The sequence below is a fragment of the Streptomyces sp. NPDC034670 genome, assembly GCF_055574875.1.
In genome coordinates, this window is record NZ_JBVITR010000005.1 from 203,280 (window position 1) to 219,652 (window position 16,373).

Consider the following 16,373-nt stretch of genomic DNA (forward strand, 5'->3'; position numbering starts at 1 on the left):
AAGGAGGGAAACCCGGAAGCTTCCGGGCCGTACGGGGTGGGACGGAAGGGGTGGGCCCCCCCCCCCCCCCCCCCCGGGGCCCCCCCCCCCCCCCGCCCCCCCCCCCCCTCCCCCTCCCGCACACCCGCTCACGCCGCGGGGTGGGACACCGCGGGACGCGGTAACACGGGGTTCACGTCCGGGCAATGGCCGGGAAATCGCCCGTTGACAGACTGCCCGGCATGGAGAGCGGCGTCCCCGCGCCGCAGCGCCGCACCACCCGCACCGGCGCCCAGCCCCACCCGAAGGATGTGGACCGTGAGCTTCAAGGCCGAGTACATCTGGATCGACGGCACCGCGCCGACCGCCAAGCTGCGTTCCAAGACGAGGATCCTCACCTCTCCCCGGGACACGGCCGAGGGGGCCGGGCTGCCGGTCTGGGGCTTCGACGGGTCCTCCACCAACCAGGCCGAGGGGCACGCCTCGGACTGCGTGCTCAAGCCGGTCTTCGTCTGCCCCGACCCGATCCGCGGCGGTGACGACGTCCTGGTGCTGTGCGAGGTCCTCACCACGGACATGACGCCGCACGCGTCCAACACCCGGGCCGCGCTGGTCGAGGTGGCCGAGAGGTTCGCCGCCCAGGAGCCGGTCCTCGGCATCGAGCAGGAGTACACCTTCTTCCGGGAGGGCCACCCCCTGGGCTTCCCCAAGGGCGGCTTCCCGGCCCCGCAGGGCGGCTACTACTGCGGGGTCGGCTCCGACGAGATCTTCGGCCGCGAGGTCGTCGAGGCGCACCTGGACAACTGCCTGAAGGCGGGTCTGGGCATCTCCGGCATCAACGCCGAGGTGATGCCGGGCCAGTGGGAGTTCCAGGTCGGTCCGCTGTCGCCGCTGGAGGTCGCCGACCAGCTGTGGGTGGCCCGCTGGCTGCTCTACCGCACCGCCGAGGACTTCGGCATCGCCGCCACCCTGGACCCGAAGCCGGTCAAGGGCGACTGGAACGGCGCCGGCGCGCACACCAACTTCTCCACCCGGGCGATGCGCGAAGGCCCCGAGGGCTACGCCGCGGTCATCACCGCGTGCGAGGCGCTGGGCGAGGGCTCCAAGCCGCTCGACCACGTCAAGAACTACGGCGCCGGCATCGACGACCGCCTCACCGGCCTGCACGAGACCGCCCCGTGGGACGAGTACTCCTACGGCGTCTCCGACCGGGGCGCCTCGGTCCGCATCCCGTGGCAGGTCGAGAAGGACGGCAAGGGCTACATCGAGGACCGCCGCCCGAACGCCAACGTCGACCCGTACGTGGTGACCCGCCTGCTGGTCGACACGTGCTGCACCGCCCTGGAGAAGGCCGGGCGGGTCTGATCCGCGCGCACGGTGCGCCGGGTCGGCTACAAGTATCTGCCGCCGTCCGGGCGTTGAGGCCGTCCGCCGCCCGCCCTCTGCCGACAGCAGATTCCCGTTCCCCCGCGCCGCCGGGCCGGGCAGAGTCACCCCCATGAGACTTCTGATGCTGGGTGGTACGGACTTCGCGGGCCGGGCCGTCGTCGAGGCGGCCCTCGGCCGGGGCTGGGACGTGACCGTGTTCCACCGGGGGCGGCGCCCCGCGCCGCCGGGGGCGCGGACGCTGCTGGGCGACCGCACCGCGCCCGACGGCCTGGCCGCGCTCGGCGAGGACCCCGGGGAGTGGGACGTCGTCGTCGACACCTGGTCGGCCGCCCCCCGCGCGGTGCGGGACGCGGCGCGGCTGCTGCGGGACCGCGCCGGGCGGTACGCGTACGTGTCGAGCTGCTCGGTCTACGCCTGGGCCCCGCCCGCCGGGTACACCGAGCGGGCGCCGGTGGTGGAGGGCGCCTCCCCGGACGCCGGCCCCACCGAGTACGCGCAGGACAAGCTGGGCGGTGAGCTGGCCGCCGTGGACGCCTTCGGCGCGGACCGGTCGGTGCTGGTGCGGGCCGGGCTGATCCTCGGTCCGTACGAGAACGTGGGCCGGCTGCCCTGGTGGCTGACCCGGACGGCGCGCGGCGGGCCGGTCCTCGCCCCGGGGCCGCGCGACCTGCGGCTCCAGTACGTCGACGTCCGCGACCTCGCCGCGTGGATCCTCGGGGCGGCCGGACAGGGGCTGAGCGGGCCGTACAACCTGATCTCCCCGCAGGGGCACGCGACCATGGGCGAGCTGCTCGAGGCGTGCGCCGAGGTGACCGGCGGCGCGGCCGAGCTGCGGTGGACCGAGCCGGAGGTGATCCTCGAGGCGGGCGTCGAGCCGTGGACGCAGCTGCCGGTGTGGGTGCCGCCGGACAGCGAGGGGTACGCCGCGCTGCACTCCGCGGACGTCTCCCGGGCGGTCGCGACGGGGCTGCGCTGCCGGCCGGTCGGCGAGACCGTGGCCGACACCTGGCGCTGGCTGCAGGACATCGGCGGCACCGCGCCCCAGCGCCCGGACCGGACGCTCAAGGGACTGGACCCGGAGGTGGAGGCGAAGGTGCTGGCGCGCGCCGGGAACGCCGGAGGGGTGTAGGCAGCACCACCTCCCGGCCGGGGGGCCCGGCCCAGTGACCACCGGGTCCCCCTCGGCCAGACTTGCGCCATGACCACGGACACGAAGAGCGGCGACGGGCGGACCGGGGGGCGGGGCATCGCGCTCGCCGCGGTACGGGGGCTGGCACTGGCCCTGGTGGGACTGCCGGCGGCGGTCCTGTGCTTCTCGCTGGCCCTGATCTCCCTCGCGCTGGTCCCGATCGGGATCGGCCTCGTCACCACCCCGTACGTGCTGACGGGGGTGCGCGCGTACGCGAACTGGCGGCGGGTGCTGGCGGCCGAGTGGGGCGGGGTGCGGATCCCGCCCGCGTACCGGCCGCTGCCGGGGGACGCCAACCCGTGGACGCGCACCTTCGGCATGCTGCGCGACCCGGCGACCTGGCGGGACCTGATGTGGCTGCCGGCCGACATGACCGCGGGCTTCGTCACCGCGCTGCTGCCGGCGGTGCTGCTGCTCTACCCGCTGGAGGGGTTCGCGCTGGCGATCGGGCTGTGGCGGGTGATGCCCGACGGGTACTGGTACGGCTTCGTGCCCGTCGACGACCAGACGTCCGCGCTCGGCGCGGGTGTGCTCGCCCTCGCCCTGCTGTTCCTCGCGCACTTCTTCACCCGGCGCCTGCTGGACGTCCACTTCCGGCTCACCCGGGCGGTCCTCGGTTCCCACCAGAGCGAGCTGGCCGAGCGGGTGCGGGTGCTGACCGAGACGCGGCGGGACGCCGTGGACACCTCCGCGGCCGAACTGCGGCGCATCGAGCGGGACCTGCACGACGGGGCGCAGGCGCGGCTGGTCGCGGTGGGCATGGACCTGGGGACCATCGAGGCGCTGCTGGACAAGGACCCGGCGAAGGCGAGGGAGCTGATCGCGCAGGCCCGCCGGTCCTCCGTGGAGGCCCTGTCGGAGCTGCGCGAGCTGGTGCGCGGCATCCATCCGCCGGTGCTGGCCGAGCGCGGGCTGGGCGACGCGGTGCGGGCGCTGGCACTGCGGCTGCCGGTGGCCACCGAGGTGAGCGTGGAGCTGCCCGGGCGGGCGGACGCCCCCGTGGAGTCGGCCGCGTACTTCGCCGTGAGCGAGGTGCTCACCAACGCGGTCAAGCACTCCGGCGCCGACCGGATCTGGGTCGACGTGCACCACGCGGACGGCTCCCTGCGGGTGACCGTCACCGACAACGGCAAGGGCGGCGCGGTGGTCGGGGCCGGTTCGGGACTGACCGGGGTCGAGCGGCGCCTGGGTACATTCGACGGCGTCCTGGCCGTCAGCAGTCCCGCGGGCGGTCCCACCATGGTCACCATGGAGATCCCTTGCGCGTTGTCCTAGCCGAAGACCTGTTCCTGCTGCGCGACGGACTCGTCCGGCTCCTCGAGGCGCACGACTTCGAGATCGCGGCGGCCGTGGAGTCCGGGCCCGAACTGGCCCGGGCCCTGGCCGAGCTGGAGCCGGACGTCGCCGTCGTCGACGTACGCCTGCCGCCGACGCACACCGACGAGGGGCTGCAGTGCGCGCTGCACGCCCGCCGCGGACGGCCCGGACTGCCGGTGCTCGTGCTCTCCCAGCACGTCGAGCAGCTCTACGCGCGGGAGTTGCTGGCCGACGGCAGCGGCGGGGTGGGGTACCTGCTGAAGGACCGGGTGTTCGACGCGGAGCAGTTCGTGGACGCCGTGCGCCGGGTGGCGGCGGGCGGCACGGCGATGGACCCGCAGGTGATCCAGCAGCTGCTGGCGCGGCGGTCGGGCGACGACCGGCCGCTGGCACGGCTGACGCCCCGGGAGCGGGAGGTGCTGGAGCTGATGGCGCAGGGACGGTCCAACACGGCGATCGCGGCCCGGCTGGTGGTGACGGAACGGGCGATCGCGAAGCACACCGCGAACATCTTCGCCAAGCTGGGGCTGGAGGTCTCGGACGACGACAACCGGCGCGTGCTGGCGGTTCTCGCCTACCTCGACCACGGCCGGTGACACCGGACCCGGCCGTGCACCCCGCGTGGGCGGTCGGCAACTCCCGGTGCTCCAGGGGCTGTTGAAACCACCGCGCCGTACGGATCTCCCATCGATTTCCGGGACGGGTGAACACCTGCGGGGCGGCTCCCGTACTCAAGGGAGCCGCTTCACTCCTGTCGGGCCGCTCGATGCCTCGCAATGGGATGCCCCGCAAGGAAGTCAGAGGAGTTCCATGGGAAGCAACACAAGAAAACGCCGCACGCCGCTGGCCACCAAGGCCGTAGCCGCAACGGCGGCCCTAGCGCTCGGTGGGGGCGGGCTGATCTGGGCGAACTTCTACGCCTCGGCGCACGAGGAGAACGCGCCGGACAACCGGACGAAGTCGAACGCGGCACGGCAGATCGCCACGATCGACTGCCCGGACGTCGGCCAGCAGCTCTCCGACGTGCCGGACCGGGCCCGCGGTGAGGTGGACGGTGAACTGGCCTCGATGGACCAGCAGATCACCGACGCCTACCAGCGCCTGGTCACCACGCGCCAGGCGCAGGCCGGGGACCCGCAGTACGTCCGGAACGCCATCCTCGGCCCGCTCAAGGACCGGCGGAAGGTGCTCATCGACCGGATCAAGCTGCAGATCAACCGCGCGGGCGGCCAGGCCCCCGGGAACCTGGACGAACTCGCCGACTGCTCCGGCCGCCCCGCCGACCAGCCGCAGCCGAACGACGGCCAGAACGGTGACGGCCAGGGCCGGGGAGACGGCCAGGACCAGGGCAACGGGCAGGACCAGGGCGACGGGCAGGTCCCGAACGACAACGGCAACGGCGCCGCGGGGCCGTTCGCCGAGGACTTCGTCGACATCAACGACGTCCCGCCGAACTCGCGCGACCTGCCGAACGGTCTGGCCGCGAACGGGAACACCGGGTCCACCGGCTCCTTCACCACCAAGTGCGGCGTCAACGAGAACAAGCTGTACAACAGCGACAACATCATCGTGGCCCCCGGTGTCGCGAACGGCGCGCACCACATGCACGACTACGTCGGCAACCAGAGCAACAGCTCGCTCTCCAGCGACGACGACCTGGTCGTCGCCGAGACCAGCTGCCAGAACAAGGGCGACAGGTCCTCGTACTTCTGGCCGGTGCTGCGCGTGCAGGACGGCACCCGGGAGTTCGACGCGAACGACCAGGGCGGCGGCGCCGAGGGCAACGTCGGCAGGATCCTGCAGGCCCAGGAGGCCCAGCTCCGGTTCGTCGGCAACAAGCGGAGCAAGGTCGTCGCGATCCCGAAGCTCATGCGCATCATCACCGGTGACGCCAAGGCGTTCACCAACGGCCTCAAGAACGCCAACACCTCGTACAGCTGCACCGGTTTCGAGGACCGGCAGTCCACGGACAAGTACGTGCTGTGCCCCGAGGGCAGTCAGCTGGTGCGCACGTCCAACTTCCAGAGCTGCTGGGACGGACAGAACACCGACAGCGCCAACCACCGCGACCACGTGGCGTTCGTCCAGGCGGACGGCAGCTGCCCGGACGGCTTCAAGGCCATCCCGCAGCTCCAGGTCCGCCTGGTCTACGACGTCCCCACCCCGACCATCGAGAACGGTCAGGTGAAGAACCCGTACGCCGTGGACAGCTTCCCGGAGCAGCTGCACAAGCCGATCACCGACCACAACGACTTCATCAACGTCATGGACGAGAAGCTGATGAACAAGGTCGTCAAGTGCATCAACTCGGGCAGGAACTGCACCTGATCCCCCGGGACGCCCGCTGAAGGGGTGAAGGAGGAGGGCCGGTGGCGGAATCCCCGCCACCGGCCCTCCTCCGGTGCGCCCGGTGCGCCCGTTCAGCCCCCGTGCCCGGCGTGACCGGACGCGTGCGCACCGCCGTGGTCCGTGCCGCCGTGGTCCGTGCCGCCGTGGCCCGCACCGCCGTGGTCGACGCCCTCCTCCACGTCGCCGCCGAGCCGGCCGCGCAGGTCGGCGAGCAGCCCCTCCTCGCCGACGGCGACCCACTTGCGCCCGACGAGGTAGAAACCGCCGTAGTCCTTGGCCATGTCGATCCACTCGCGCTGGCCGCGGTCGGTGGCGAAGGTGGCCAGGACGTACTTCTCCCCGCCCCTCCTGCAGATGGCCTGGCGGATCGTGTCGGCGTCGGTCTGCATGTCCGGCTCGCACTGCACCTCGGCGGCCAGGCGCTCCAGACTGCCGGTCGCGGTGGCCGGCACCGCGTCGTCCTTCCCCCCGTCACCGGACCCGCAGCCCGTCAGCGCCAGTGCCACCACCGCGCCGGTCAGCGCGAGCATCGGTCGGGTCACCCTCATGCGTTCCTCCGGTCCTCGACGGCGACGTGCCGCACGGAGCCCCGGCACGGGGCCCTCTCGCCTTCGATACGGCCCGCGCGTGCGAAGCGCTCAATTCCCGGTGCGGCGACGGGCACGCGCGGGCGACGGCGCCCCGGCGGACAGCGGCCGGGAGGGCCCGCGTGACCGCCGCCCGGACCGCCTTCGACGACCACCCGGGGCCCCCGCGCCACCGGTGGCCGGGGGCGGCCCGCGCCCGCCCGTCGACCCCGCCGGGCGGTGGCGGGGCACCGCCGGGTGACCATCCGGCGGTTCGCTCGTTCAGCCGAACGTGCAGTCACAGGATGCCGCCCGCCGCTCCGCTCCCTCCTCCCCGGCCGGGCCGGTCGTGGACCCCGAGCGGGCCGAGGCCGCGCTCGTCGAGCACTATCCGCGGCTCGTCCGGATCGCCTACCTGGTCCTGCCGTCCGGGACGGGCCGCGGCCGGCGGGTGCTGACCGCGCACTCCCTCGTCCAGCGGGCCCTGCCCCGCTCCCGCACCCCGGCCCCGGCGGTCCCCTCCCTCCCGGCCGGCCGCGACGGCGACCCCGGGTACGCGCTGGTCCGCCTCCGCGTGGTGCGCACGGCGCTGGAGGCCTGTCTGCCGCTGTGGCGCAGGGCGTGGCCCCGGCGGGCGCAGCTGCCGCCGCTGCTGCCCCTGGTGTGGGGCCTGAAGCTGTTCCCGCACTCGGGCGGCGCCGACGGGCTCGCCCTCGACCAGCGGCTGGCCGCGCTCTCCGGTCCGGCGCGCGCCGCCTGCGTGCTGCGCGGTCTGGAGCGGCTGCCGGACGGGGACGTGCGCGAGGTGCTCGCGGCGGCGGGCGTCACCGACCCGGACGCCGCGCTGGACGAGGCCGACCGGGTCCCCGCCGCGCACCGGCTGCTCGGCTCCCCCGAGTTCGACCCCTGCTCGCTCCAGGCCCGGCCGACCGATCTGCTGCGCCGCCGCCGCCGTCTGGACGCCGCGCTGGTGGCCGGGGCCGCGCTCGCCGTCTGCGGGGCGCTGCTCGTTCCGGCGGACGGCGAGCGGGGCCCCGACGGCGCCGCCGCACCCCCGTACGCCCCGAACCCGGCCGCGCGGGCGGCGCTGGACCCGGGGAGGCTGACCCGGGTCTCCCCCACCGCCTGGAAGACCTCCGCACGCGTCGACTTCTCGGTGTGGTCCGCACGCGGCGGCCTCACCCGTGACACGGCCCTGCTGCGCCGCGCCCTCGCCGTCTGGGCCCGGCCGGGCGGGGACGTCCAGGTGTCCGCGACGCCCGGCACCCCCTCCGGCGGCCCCGCCGGGCCGCCCCAGCTGCTGTACGCCGGGAGGGTCGACGGTGCGCGCGTGGTGGTCCTCCACGACGGTCTGCGCCTCGTGCGGTACGCCGAACCGGCGGACGGCGCGCGGGGCGCGGCACTCGACTTCGCCCGGGTCGACGGGGCCGGCCGGGCCGGGGCGGGCGCGGTGGTGCTGAGCCGGACCGACGGCGGCGTCCGCTACCTGACGGCGCCCTGGGTGCGCGGGGCGGGCGAGCGGGACCTGCGCGAGCCGGACTCCGGCGTGACGGACCTGCCCCTGACCGACGGGGTGACCCCGCCCCTGTCCAGCCCGGCCCTGGAACCCGGGCCCTGCGTCTCGTGGAACGTGCTGCAGCTGACCGACGGCACCGGCACCCGGCTGGTGACCGACCTCGGCGAGCTGGTCCCGGCCCACCTGACCGCCGGGCGGCCCGGCGCGGCCGGTTCCGCCGCCGGTGCCGAGGCGTTGCGCACCTGGGCGCCGTTCGCGTGCTCGCTGAGCGCGGTGCGCTCCGCGGGCGTGCGGAGCGTGAACGCCTGGGAGTTCGCCGAGCAGCCGCTGCCCGGCGCGAGCGCGGCGGGCGCAGGAGGACCGGCCGTGTGGGTGTGCACCCGTGCCGAGACCTGGCGGGGCGGCGGGGCCCGGGTCCTGGCGCAGTTCCGCCCGCCGGGCGGGCGGTCGGGGACGGTGACGGCGAGGGCCGAGGACGTACCGGCGTGCGGGGCGCGCAGGCCGCAGGTGCTCGCCGGGGTGCTGTGGAGGTCCGGGACGGGCGCCTGGTACCTGCTGGCCGCCGGCAGCCGCGACCTGGTGTCCGTCAGGGCGGCGGGCGGGGTCGAGGGGTCGGCCCGGGGACACCTGCTGGCCGTCCGCGCCGAACGGGGCGCCCGGGCGGACCTGGAGGGCACGCTGGAGGACGGGCGGTCGGTCAGCGGACTGCGGTAACCGGGGTGAACACCGCTGACGGGTCCGGATCGTTCGAGACCGAATCGGATCGGTAGGGTGGGCGCATGACGACCGGGGCACGCCGCAGGATGGGAGTCGAGGAGCGCCGGCAGCAGTTGATCGGCGTCGCCCTCGAACTGTTCAGCCGCCGCTCCCCCGACGAGGTCTCCATCGACGAGATAGCGTCGGCGGCGGGCATCTCCCGCCCACTGGTCTACCACTACTTCCCCGGCAAACTCAGCCTGTACGAGGCGGCGTTGAAGCGTGCCGCGGAGGACCTGGCGTCCCGGTTCGTCGAGCCGCACGAGGGTCCGCTGGGGTCGCGGCTGCGGCGGGTGATGGCGCGGTTCTTCGACTTCGTCGACGAGCACGGCCCCGGTTTCTCCGCCCTGATGCGCGGCGGCCCGGCGGTCGGCTCCTCGGCCACCAACGCGCTGATCGACTCCGTGCGGCAGGCCGCGTACGAGCAGATGCTGTCGCACCTGGGCGTGGTGGGCGCGGTGCCGGCCCGGCTGGAACTGGTCGTCCGCTCCTGGATCTCGCTCGTGGAGTCCACGGCGCTGATCTGGCTGGACGGGCGGCGCATCCCGCGCGCCGAGCTGGAGACCCAGCTGGTGCACGACTTCGCCGCGCTGGCCGCCGTCGCCGCCGCCCAGGACGGGGAACTGGCCGCGCTGCTGCGCGACCTGCTGAGGAAGGAGCCGGGTGACGGGCCGTTCACCGACCTGGTGGGCCGGCTGATGACGGTGGCGTCCGGGTGAGCGCCGTGGCGACGTGGGGCCTGGTCGTCGAGACGACCCTGGGGACCGGGGACCGCAAGCACACGCAGGCACAGGTGGTGGCGCACGTCACCGGGTCCCGGGCGGAGGCGCTCGCGGAGCTGGAGCGGCGGGCGCGCGGCCACACGCCCCTGCACCCCCTGAACCCCAAGCGCCGCCGTCTCCTGCGGGACGGCGACGGGTTCCTGCTCGTCGTCGACGGGACGTGGCAGTCGTTCGTGACCCGGTTCACCGTGGCGGAACTGCTGGAGGACTCCGCCGCGCCCCCCGCCCCGGCACCCGTGGCCGAGGAGGAGCCCGCGGCCGAGGCGCCGGCCCCGCCACCGGCCGCCCCCGCCGCTCCCCCGGACGAACCGGGGGAGCCGCAGGAGCCACGGGAGCCGCGGGCCGGACTGGACGCGGACGGAGTGCCGGTGCGGCCGGCCTGGCTGGGCCGCGCCGACCTGACGTGGGACCGTCCGCCGGCCGGTGACCGGTGAGGTCCTACTCGCCGTCGAACTTCCGGTACGACGGGTCCAGGTCGCGCACCTCGGCGGAGGCGTGCAGCACCAGGCCCTCGGCCGGTTTCGCGTGCTGCCGCAGCAGCTCCAGCACGGCCTCGGTGAGCCGGGCCTTGGTCTCGTCGCTGCGGCCCGCGAGCAGCCCCAGGGTGACGTGCACGACGGCGTGCCCCTCGGTGTCGGGGCCGACCACGGTCTCCTCGGTCCTGCGGAACTGCGTCTTGCACGCGGGCGGCTTGGCGGCCGCGATCTCCACGACGGCGGTGTGCAGGTCCCGCGCGAAGGCGGACCGGTCGAAACCGTCCGCCAGCCGCTCGGAGTAGTCGACGGTGATCTGCGGCATGAGCCCTCCTGTTCGGGTCGGAAGGGCTCACCTTAGGGCCTGTCCGGCGGGTCGTGCCGGACAGGCCCCGGACGCGGCCCCCGGCCGGGTCAGCCGGCCTCGGTGAACACCGCGACCGTGCGCGCCGGAACGGTGAACGTGCCGGTCCCCCTCGCGTAGGACGAGGTCTTCACCACCGGGTCCCCGCCCGCGGCCTGCACCGGGTGCAGGCGGTGGTCCGTCCCGGCGAGCGCGGCGACGCGCTGTTCCTGCCGCTCGGGCGTGGCGTTGAAGACCACCACGAGGTCACCGAGCCGCATGGTGATCACGCCGGGCGTCTCGTCCTTCCCGGACAGCGGGAAGGAGAGCCGGGACTGCACCTGCGCGGCCGTGTCGAGGGAGAAGGACTTCTCCGTCGTGCGGATCCGCAGCAGGTCCCGGTAGGCGGCCGAGGCGCCCTCGATCTGCGGGCAGCCGACCCGCACCGTGCTCAGCAGCGGCTTGGCGTGGGGCCACTTGTCCTCGTTGTCGGCGGCCGGCGGCAGCCCGCGGCCGAAGCCGTTGCCGTCCGCGCAGTTCCAGTGGATGGCGTTGAACCAGTCGCCGCTGTCGTAGGAGTTGCGGTCCAGCGACTTGGAGCGCAGCAGGTCGGTGCCCGCCTGGGAGAGGGACGGTCCCTGCGAGAGGGTGGCCGTCGCCATGGCGAGGACCTGCATGCGGGCCCGGTCGTCGGCCGGGGTGTCCTTCGGCAGCTTGAACGCGAGCGCGTCGAACAGCGACTCGTTGTCGTGCGCGTCGGCGTAGGCGAGGGCGTCGCCGGGGGCGTCCGCGTAGCCGGCGGGCGAGCCGTTGTAGTCGACCTGGGAGCCGGTGACCTCCTTGCCGCTGGTGTCGGTGAAGCGGTAGGCGGCGAGGTTGCCGCTCAGGCCCACCTTGACGAGGTCCTGGTAGTGCAGGAGGCGGGCCTTCTGCTCGGCCTCGGTTCCGTTGCCCTGCGAGGAGTTGGGGTCGGTGTACAGGCCCGAGGCGAAGCCCTGGACGCCGGGGTCCTCGTCGAAGGGGCCGCCGCCGCGCACGGCGTCGCGGGCCCGGTCGGAGAAGGTGGCGATGCCGGTGCCGGCCATGTTCTTCTGGGTGGCCTGCTCGAAGCGGGCGTCGTCGGCGATCTCGCCGAAGTTCCAGCCCTCGCCGTACAGGATGATCTTCTTGCCGTCGACGCCGTCCTTCTTCGGGGTGAGCGCGTCGAGGGCCTCGCGCACGGCGAGGATGTTGTCCTTCGGGTGGTGGCCCATGAGGTCGAAGCGGAAGCCGTCGACCTTGTACTCCTTGGCCCAGGTGACGACCGAGTCGACGACCAGCTTGCCCATCATGGCGTTCTCGGGTGCCGTGTTGGCGCAGCACGTGCTGTTCGCGACCGAGCCGTCGGCCAGCAGCCGCTGGTAGTAGCCGGGCACGATCCGGTCCAGTACGGAGGTCTTCGCCTGGCCGCTCGCGGCGGTGTGGTTGTAGACCACGTCCATGACGACCCCGAGGCCCTCCTCGTTGAGCGCCTTGACCATCCTGCGGAACTCGACCGTGCGGGCGGTGCCGTCCGGGTCGGTGGCGTAGGAGCCCTCGGGGACCGTGTAGTGGTACGGGTCGTAGCCCCAGTTGTAGGCGTCCTTCGCGGCGGCCTTCCCGACGCACTCCTGCTGCTTGTCGGAGTCGGCGGGGTAGGAGGCGAGGTCGCAGTCGACGGTCGCCCGGTCGGACTCCTTCTCGGGGACGGTGGCGATGTCGAAGGCGGGCAGCAGGTGCACGTGGGAGGTGCCGGCCTTCGCCAGCTCGCGCAGGTGCCTGCTGCCGTCGCTGTCCTTGTCGGTGAAGGCCAGGTAGGTGCCCGGGTGCTTCGCCGTGCGGTCGGCGACGGAGAAGTCGCGGATGTGCAGCTCCTGGATCTGGGCGTCCCTGAGCGGCACGGCCTTCGGCTTCTCCAGCGACGTCCAGCCCTCGGGGGCGAGGCGCCGGTCGGCGAGGTCGACGACGAGGCTGCGCTCGGAGTCGGTGGTCAGGGCCACCGAGTAGGGGTCGGTGACCTTGTTGGTGACGAGCTCGCCCGCGGTGGGCGCCCACACCGTCACCGCGTACCGGTACGCCTTGCCCTTCCAGGAGGCGGGGCCGGTGGCGGACCAGACGCCGGTGGCGTCGTCGCGCTTCATGCGGACCGTGGAGCCGCCGATCTCCAGGGACACCCGCTGCGCGGTCGGCGCCCACACGGAGAGGGTGGGACGGCCGTGGCGGAACACCGGGCCGAGCTCCGCCCGCGTGGCGCGGCCGGCGTAGAGGTCGTCCAGGACGCCGGCGATCTGCACGCCGGTCGCCGCGAGCACGGCCCCCGTGGCGGCGCGCTGGGTGGCGACGACCTGGCCGCGCAGGGCCTCGCGCACCCGGTCGCGGTCGCGCGGGTCGACGGTCCAGGCGGTGCCGTCCTTCAGGTGGGGGAACCTCGCCTTCTGGGCGTCGGTGAGGGCCGACTTCGTCAGGCGGATCCAGCGGGCGTCGCCGGTGTCCAGCGTGCCGTCCTCGACCTTGACGGATCCGGTGCGGGAGGCGAGGAGCTGGGTGGAGGCGGCGGCGGTGGCGCCGTCCCAGACGACGGTGTCCCGGTCGATCCAGACCGCCTTGGAGGTGGTCAGGTCGAGGGCGGCCGCGGAGCCGGCGGGCTGCGGCAGCAGGTACTTCTCCTGCCCGCTCACCAGCCACACCTCGTGCCCGTCGGCCTTGAGGTCGAGCGACTGGTCGGTCGGGAGGTCCTTCTCGTCGCCCTTGTGGAGGATGTAGCTGAGGCTGGTGGCACCCTCGGCGAGCGGCACCTCGAAGACCGCGCCATAGGAGTCAGTCTTCACCGGCTCCAGGGGCTTCGACCAGTCGGTGGGGTGGGCGGCGCCGGTCCAGGTGTGCAGGCCCCAGCCGTCGTAGTCCCCGTCGGCGCGGTGGTAGTGCAGGACGGCCTTGGTGGTGTCCTGGGCCGGGTACTCGGGCCGTTCGGTGGTGACGGTCCCGTCGCCCTGCTTGATCCAGACCTCGCCGGTGCGGGTCACGTCGATCGTGCGGTCGGTGGCGACGTCCTTGTTGCCGTCCTTGTCGACCACCAGGAAGCCGACGTCGGAGGCGCCCGGCTTCAGCTTGACCCAGGCGAAGGCGCCGTAGGCGTCGCGTCCGGTGAAGGGGTGGCCGGCGGGCCACTCGGTGGCCTCGCCCTCCGCGAGGTCGCCCCAGGCGTACAGGTTCCAGTCGTCGTAGTCGCCGTCGGGGCGCTGGTAGTGGACGATCGCGTAGTCGCGGGAGGACGCGGTGGGCGGTTCCTCGACCGGCGGGGTGCCGGTGCTGGAGGCGGCCAGGGCGCTCGCGGTGCGGCCGGCCGAGTCGATCACCACGGCCTTGTAGCGCAGGGCGGTGCCGGCGGGGACGTCCCCGCCGATGGTGTGGGTGACCTTGTGGGGGGCGTGGTCGGCGGAGCCGAGCGTCCGCCACGTCCCGTTGCCGGTCTGGGCGGCGAAGACGACCCGGTTGAGCTGTCCCCCGTCGACGTCGGCGGTGAGTTCGACGGTGCCGGTGGCGCCGGCCCCGGGGGCCTTCAGGGTGAGCGTGGGCTTCGTGGCGGGCTCGCCGAGCGGGCCGGCGGCCTTCAGGACGATCGCGGAGCGGGCCGGGACGGTGACGGTGATCTTCTTGCCGGCGTCGCTGCGCACGGTGGCGTCGGTGCCGTGGATGCCCTTGAACGTCATCCGGGCGGAGCCGGTGGCGAAGGTGGCCTTCCTGGCCTCGCCGGCGTTGTTGAAGGCGACGACGTACTCGGTGGTGTCCTTGCCGGTGGCGGTGCGGGAGAAGGCGTAGACGCCGGGGCCGTCGTCCGCGTACCGCTCCTGCTGGATGCCGTCGGTGAGGGCGGGGTGCGCCTTGCGCAGCTTCGCGAGGGCGCTGATCTGCCGGTAGAGCGGGGAGCGGGTGTCGTAGGTGTCCTCGGCGTGGGTGCGGTCGGTGCCGATCAGGTCGTCGTCGAGGTAGTCGGCCGTGCGGGAGGCGAACAGGGTCTGGCGGGCGTCCTTGTCGCCGCCGGCGCCGGTGAAGCCCTGCTCGTCGCCGTAGTAGACGACCGGGTTGCCGCGGCTGAGGAACATCAGCTCGTTGGCGAGCATGTCCTTCTTCAGCAGTTCCGCGTCGGACGCCTCCGGGTCGTCCTGCTTCAGGAACGTCCCGATGCGGCCCATGTCGTGGTTGCCGAGGAAGGTGACCTGCTCGTAGGCGTTGGCCCGGTCGGTCGTGTACTTGTAGTCGTCGCCGAAGACCGCGGCGAGCTTTCGCGCGCTGCCGCCCTGGGAGGCGTAGTTCCGGGCGGCCTCCTGGAAGGGGAAGTCGAGCGTGGCGTCGAGCCGGCCCTCGGTGACGTACGGGGCGGTGACGTCCGTGTCGGAGGAGTACACCTCGCCGAACATGAAGAAGTCGTCCCGGCCCCGCTTCGCCGCGTAGGCGTCGAGCGCGGTGGCCCACCGGGTCCAGAACTCCATGTCGACGTGCTTCACGGTGTCGATCCGGAAGCCGTCGATGTCGAAGTCCCTCACCCAGCGCTGGTAGATCTTCTCCATCCCCTCGACGACCTCGGGACGCTCGGTCCACAGGTCGTCGAGCCCGGAGAAGTCGCCGTGCGTGCTGGACTCGCCGGCGAAGGTGGAGTCGCCCCGGTTGTGGTACATCGACGGGTCGTTGAGCCAGGACGGGACCTTGAGGTCCTTCTTCGCGTCGGGGACGACCGGCGTGCGCGGGAAGGAACCGGTGTCCACGCGCGGGAACTTCCGCTTGCCGTCCGCGTAGTCCGAGTCGTCGAAGGGCTCGCCGTCCTTCGTCAGGTACGGGAAGGCGCCCTTGGAGAGGTAGTCGTAGGACTTCTCCTCGTAGTCGATGACGTCGGCGGTGTGGTTGGTGATGACGTCGAAGAAGACCTTCATGCCCTTGGCGTGGGCCTTGTCGATGAGGGTCTCGAGGTCCTCGTTCGTGCCGAAGTGCGGGTCGACCTGGGTGAAGTCGGTGATCCAGTACCCGTGGTAGCCGGCGGAGGCGTCCTTGCCGGTCCCCTGCACGGGCTGGTTCTTGAAGATCGGCGCCAGCCAGAGGGCGGTGGTGCCGAGCCCCTTGATGTAGTCGAGCTTCTTCGTCAGTCCCTTGAGGTCACCGCCCTGGTAGAAGCCCTTGTCGGTGGGGTCGTAGCCGGTGGTGAGGCGGGAACCGGTCAGCCCGCCGCGGTCGTTCCTTCCGTCACCGTTGGCGAAACGATCCGGCAGGACGAAGTAGAACTGCTCGCGGGTCAGGTCGTGCCGCGCGGGGGCCTTCGCCAGTTCCGCGTCCGAGGGGGGCGCGGGCGGGGCGGCCGCCCCGGCCGAGAAGGGCTGGACGAGGGTGGCGGCGAGCGCGGCCACGGTGACGGCGGCGACCCGTCTGCCCGGTACGGTGCGGCGCCTGCGGGGCGCCGGCCAGCTGGGTGTCACAGGCGTGAACTCCTTGCGATCTGCGGCTCATCGGGCCCGGCCCCGCGCCGCGGCGCGACCTGTTCCGGCCACGTCGCCGGGGCGCCCGGGCGTGACGGTATCGCCGTTGAAAGCTTTACAGCAAGGGTCTTGAAAGTAACGGTAAGGATTTGCAGGCCGGGGGGGGGGGGGGGGGGGGTGGGGGGCGGGGGGGGTCCTGGAGTGCGCGCTGTGAGGTGAGATTCGCCCGCG

At 73.4% G+C, this 16,373-nt stretch carries 11 protein-coding genes; 8 read left to right on the forward strand and 3 right to left on the reverse strand.

From position 1 onward, the window contains the following. Positions 1–297 precede the first annotated feature (297 nt). The 5 genes from glnII (at position 298) to ACZ56B_RS05960 (ending at position 6,202) form a co-directional block, all read left to right on the forward strand. Entirely contained in the window at positions 298–1,344 is a 1,047-nt protein-coding gene (gene glnII / locus ACZ56B_RS05940; protein WP_468786687.1) for a glutamine synthetase, read from the forward strand. Between the two features lie 133 nt (positions 1,345–1,477). Continuing rightward, positions 1,478–2,497, forward strand: coding sequence for an NAD-dependent epimerase/dehydratase family protein (locus ACZ56B_RS05945; protein ID WP_468786689.1), 1,020 nt, complete (start codon positions 1,478–1,480; stop codon positions 2,495–2,497). Positions 2,498–2,566: 69 nt separating this feature from the next. Continuing rightward, positions 2,567–3,832 (forward strand): sensor histidine kinase, encoded by a 1,266-nt coding sequence (locus ACZ56B_RS05950; RefSeq protein ID WP_468786691.1) that lies wholly within the window; start codon positions 2,567–2,569, stop codon positions 3,830–3,832. After that, the gene (locus tag ACZ56B_RS05955; protein WP_468786693.1) at positions 3,817–4,470 is read left to right on the forward strand and encodes a LuxR C-terminal-related transcriptional regulator; all 654 of its coding nucleotides are present in this window, start codon (positions 3,817–3,819) and stop codon (positions 4,468–4,470) included. The genes ACZ56B_RS05950 and ACZ56B_RS05955 overlap by 16 nt, the downstream gene beginning before the upstream one ends. A 214-nt stretch (positions 4,471–4,684) precedes the next feature. Next, positions 4,685–6,202, forward strand: a complete 1,518-nt coding sequence (locus ACZ56B_RS05960; RefSeq protein ID WP_468786695.1) for a DUF1996 domain-containing protein — start codon at positions 4,685–4,687, stop codon at positions 6,200–6,202. A gap of 92 nt (positions 6,203–6,294) precedes the next feature. Here the strand turns inward: ACZ56B_RS05960 and ACZ56B_RS05965 are convergent, their stop codons facing one another. Then, the gene (locus ACZ56B_RS05965) at positions 6,295–6,771 is read right to left on the reverse strand and encodes a hypothetical protein (RefSeq protein WP_468786697.1); all 477 of its coding nucleotides are present in this window, start codon (positions 6,769–6,771) and stop codon (positions 6,295–6,297) included. A 310-nt stretch (positions 6,772–7,081) separates the two neighbouring features. Between ACZ56B_RS05965 and ACZ56B_RS05970 the strand changes: the two genes are divergently transcribed. The 3 genes from ACZ56B_RS05970 (at position 7,082) to ACZ56B_RS05980 (ending at position 10,277) form a co-directional block, all read left to right on the forward strand. After that, positions 7,082–9,019, forward strand: a complete 1,938-nt coding sequence (locus ACZ56B_RS05970; protein ID WP_468786699.1) for a hypothetical protein — start codon at positions 7,082–7,084, stop codon at positions 9,017–9,019. A 65-nt stretch (positions 9,020–9,084) separates the two neighbouring features. Beyond that, the gene (locus ACZ56B_RS05975) at positions 9,085–9,780 is read left to right on the forward strand and encodes a TetR/AcrR family transcriptional regulator (protein ID WP_468786701.1); all 696 of its coding nucleotides are present in this window, start codon (positions 9,085–9,087) and stop codon (positions 9,778–9,780) included. Next, positions 9,777–10,277, forward strand: a complete 501-nt coding sequence (locus ACZ56B_RS05980; RefSeq protein WP_468786703.1) for a hypothetical protein — start codon at positions 9,777–9,779, stop codon at positions 10,275–10,277. The genes ACZ56B_RS05975 and ACZ56B_RS05980 overlap by 4 nt, the downstream gene beginning before the upstream one ends. Before the next feature lie 4 nt (positions 10,278–10,281). Here the strand turns inward: ACZ56B_RS05980 and ACZ56B_RS05985 are convergent, their stop codons facing one another. Further along, positions 10,282–10,641: a 5-carboxymethyl-2-hydroxymuconate Delta-isomerase gene (locus ACZ56B_RS05985; protein WP_468786705.1), complete on the reverse strand. Its 360-nt coding sequence runs from the start codon at positions 10,639–10,641 to the stop codon at positions 10,282–10,284. 89 nt (positions 10,642–10,730) lie between these two features. Further along, positions 10,731–16,142, reverse strand: a complete 5,412-nt coding sequence (gene pulA / locus ACZ56B_RS05990; protein WP_468786707.1) for a pullulanase-type alpha-1,6-glucosidase — start codon at positions 16,140–16,142, stop codon at positions 10,731–10,733. Positions 16,143–16,373: the final 231 nt, after the last annotated feature.

Coding starts and splice junctions, on each gene's coding strand:
- ACZ56B_RS05950 (WP_468786691.1), top strand. CDS start 2,567: ATGACCACGGACACGAAGAGCGGCGACGGGCGGACCGGGGGGCGGGGC.
- ACZ56B_RS05945 (WP_468786689.1), top strand. CDS start 1,478: ATGAGACTTCTGATGCTGGGTGGTACGGACTTCGCGGGCCGGGCCGTC.
- ACZ56B_RS05960 (WP_468786695.1), top strand. CDS start 4,685: ATGGGAAGCAACACAAGAAAACGCCGCACGCCGCTGGCCACCAAGGCC.
- ACZ56B_RS05965 (WP_468786697.1), bottom strand. CDS start 6,771: ATGAGGGTGACCCGACCGATGCTCGCGCTGACCGGCGCGGTGGTGGCA.
- ACZ56B_RS05975 (WP_468786701.1), top strand. CDS start 9,085: ATGACGACCGGGGCACGCCGCAGGATGGGAGTCGAGGAGCGCCGGCAG.
- ACZ56B_RS05985 (WP_468786705.1), bottom strand. CDS start 10,641: ATGCCGCAGATCACCGTCGACTACTCCGAGCGGCTGGCGGACGGTTTC.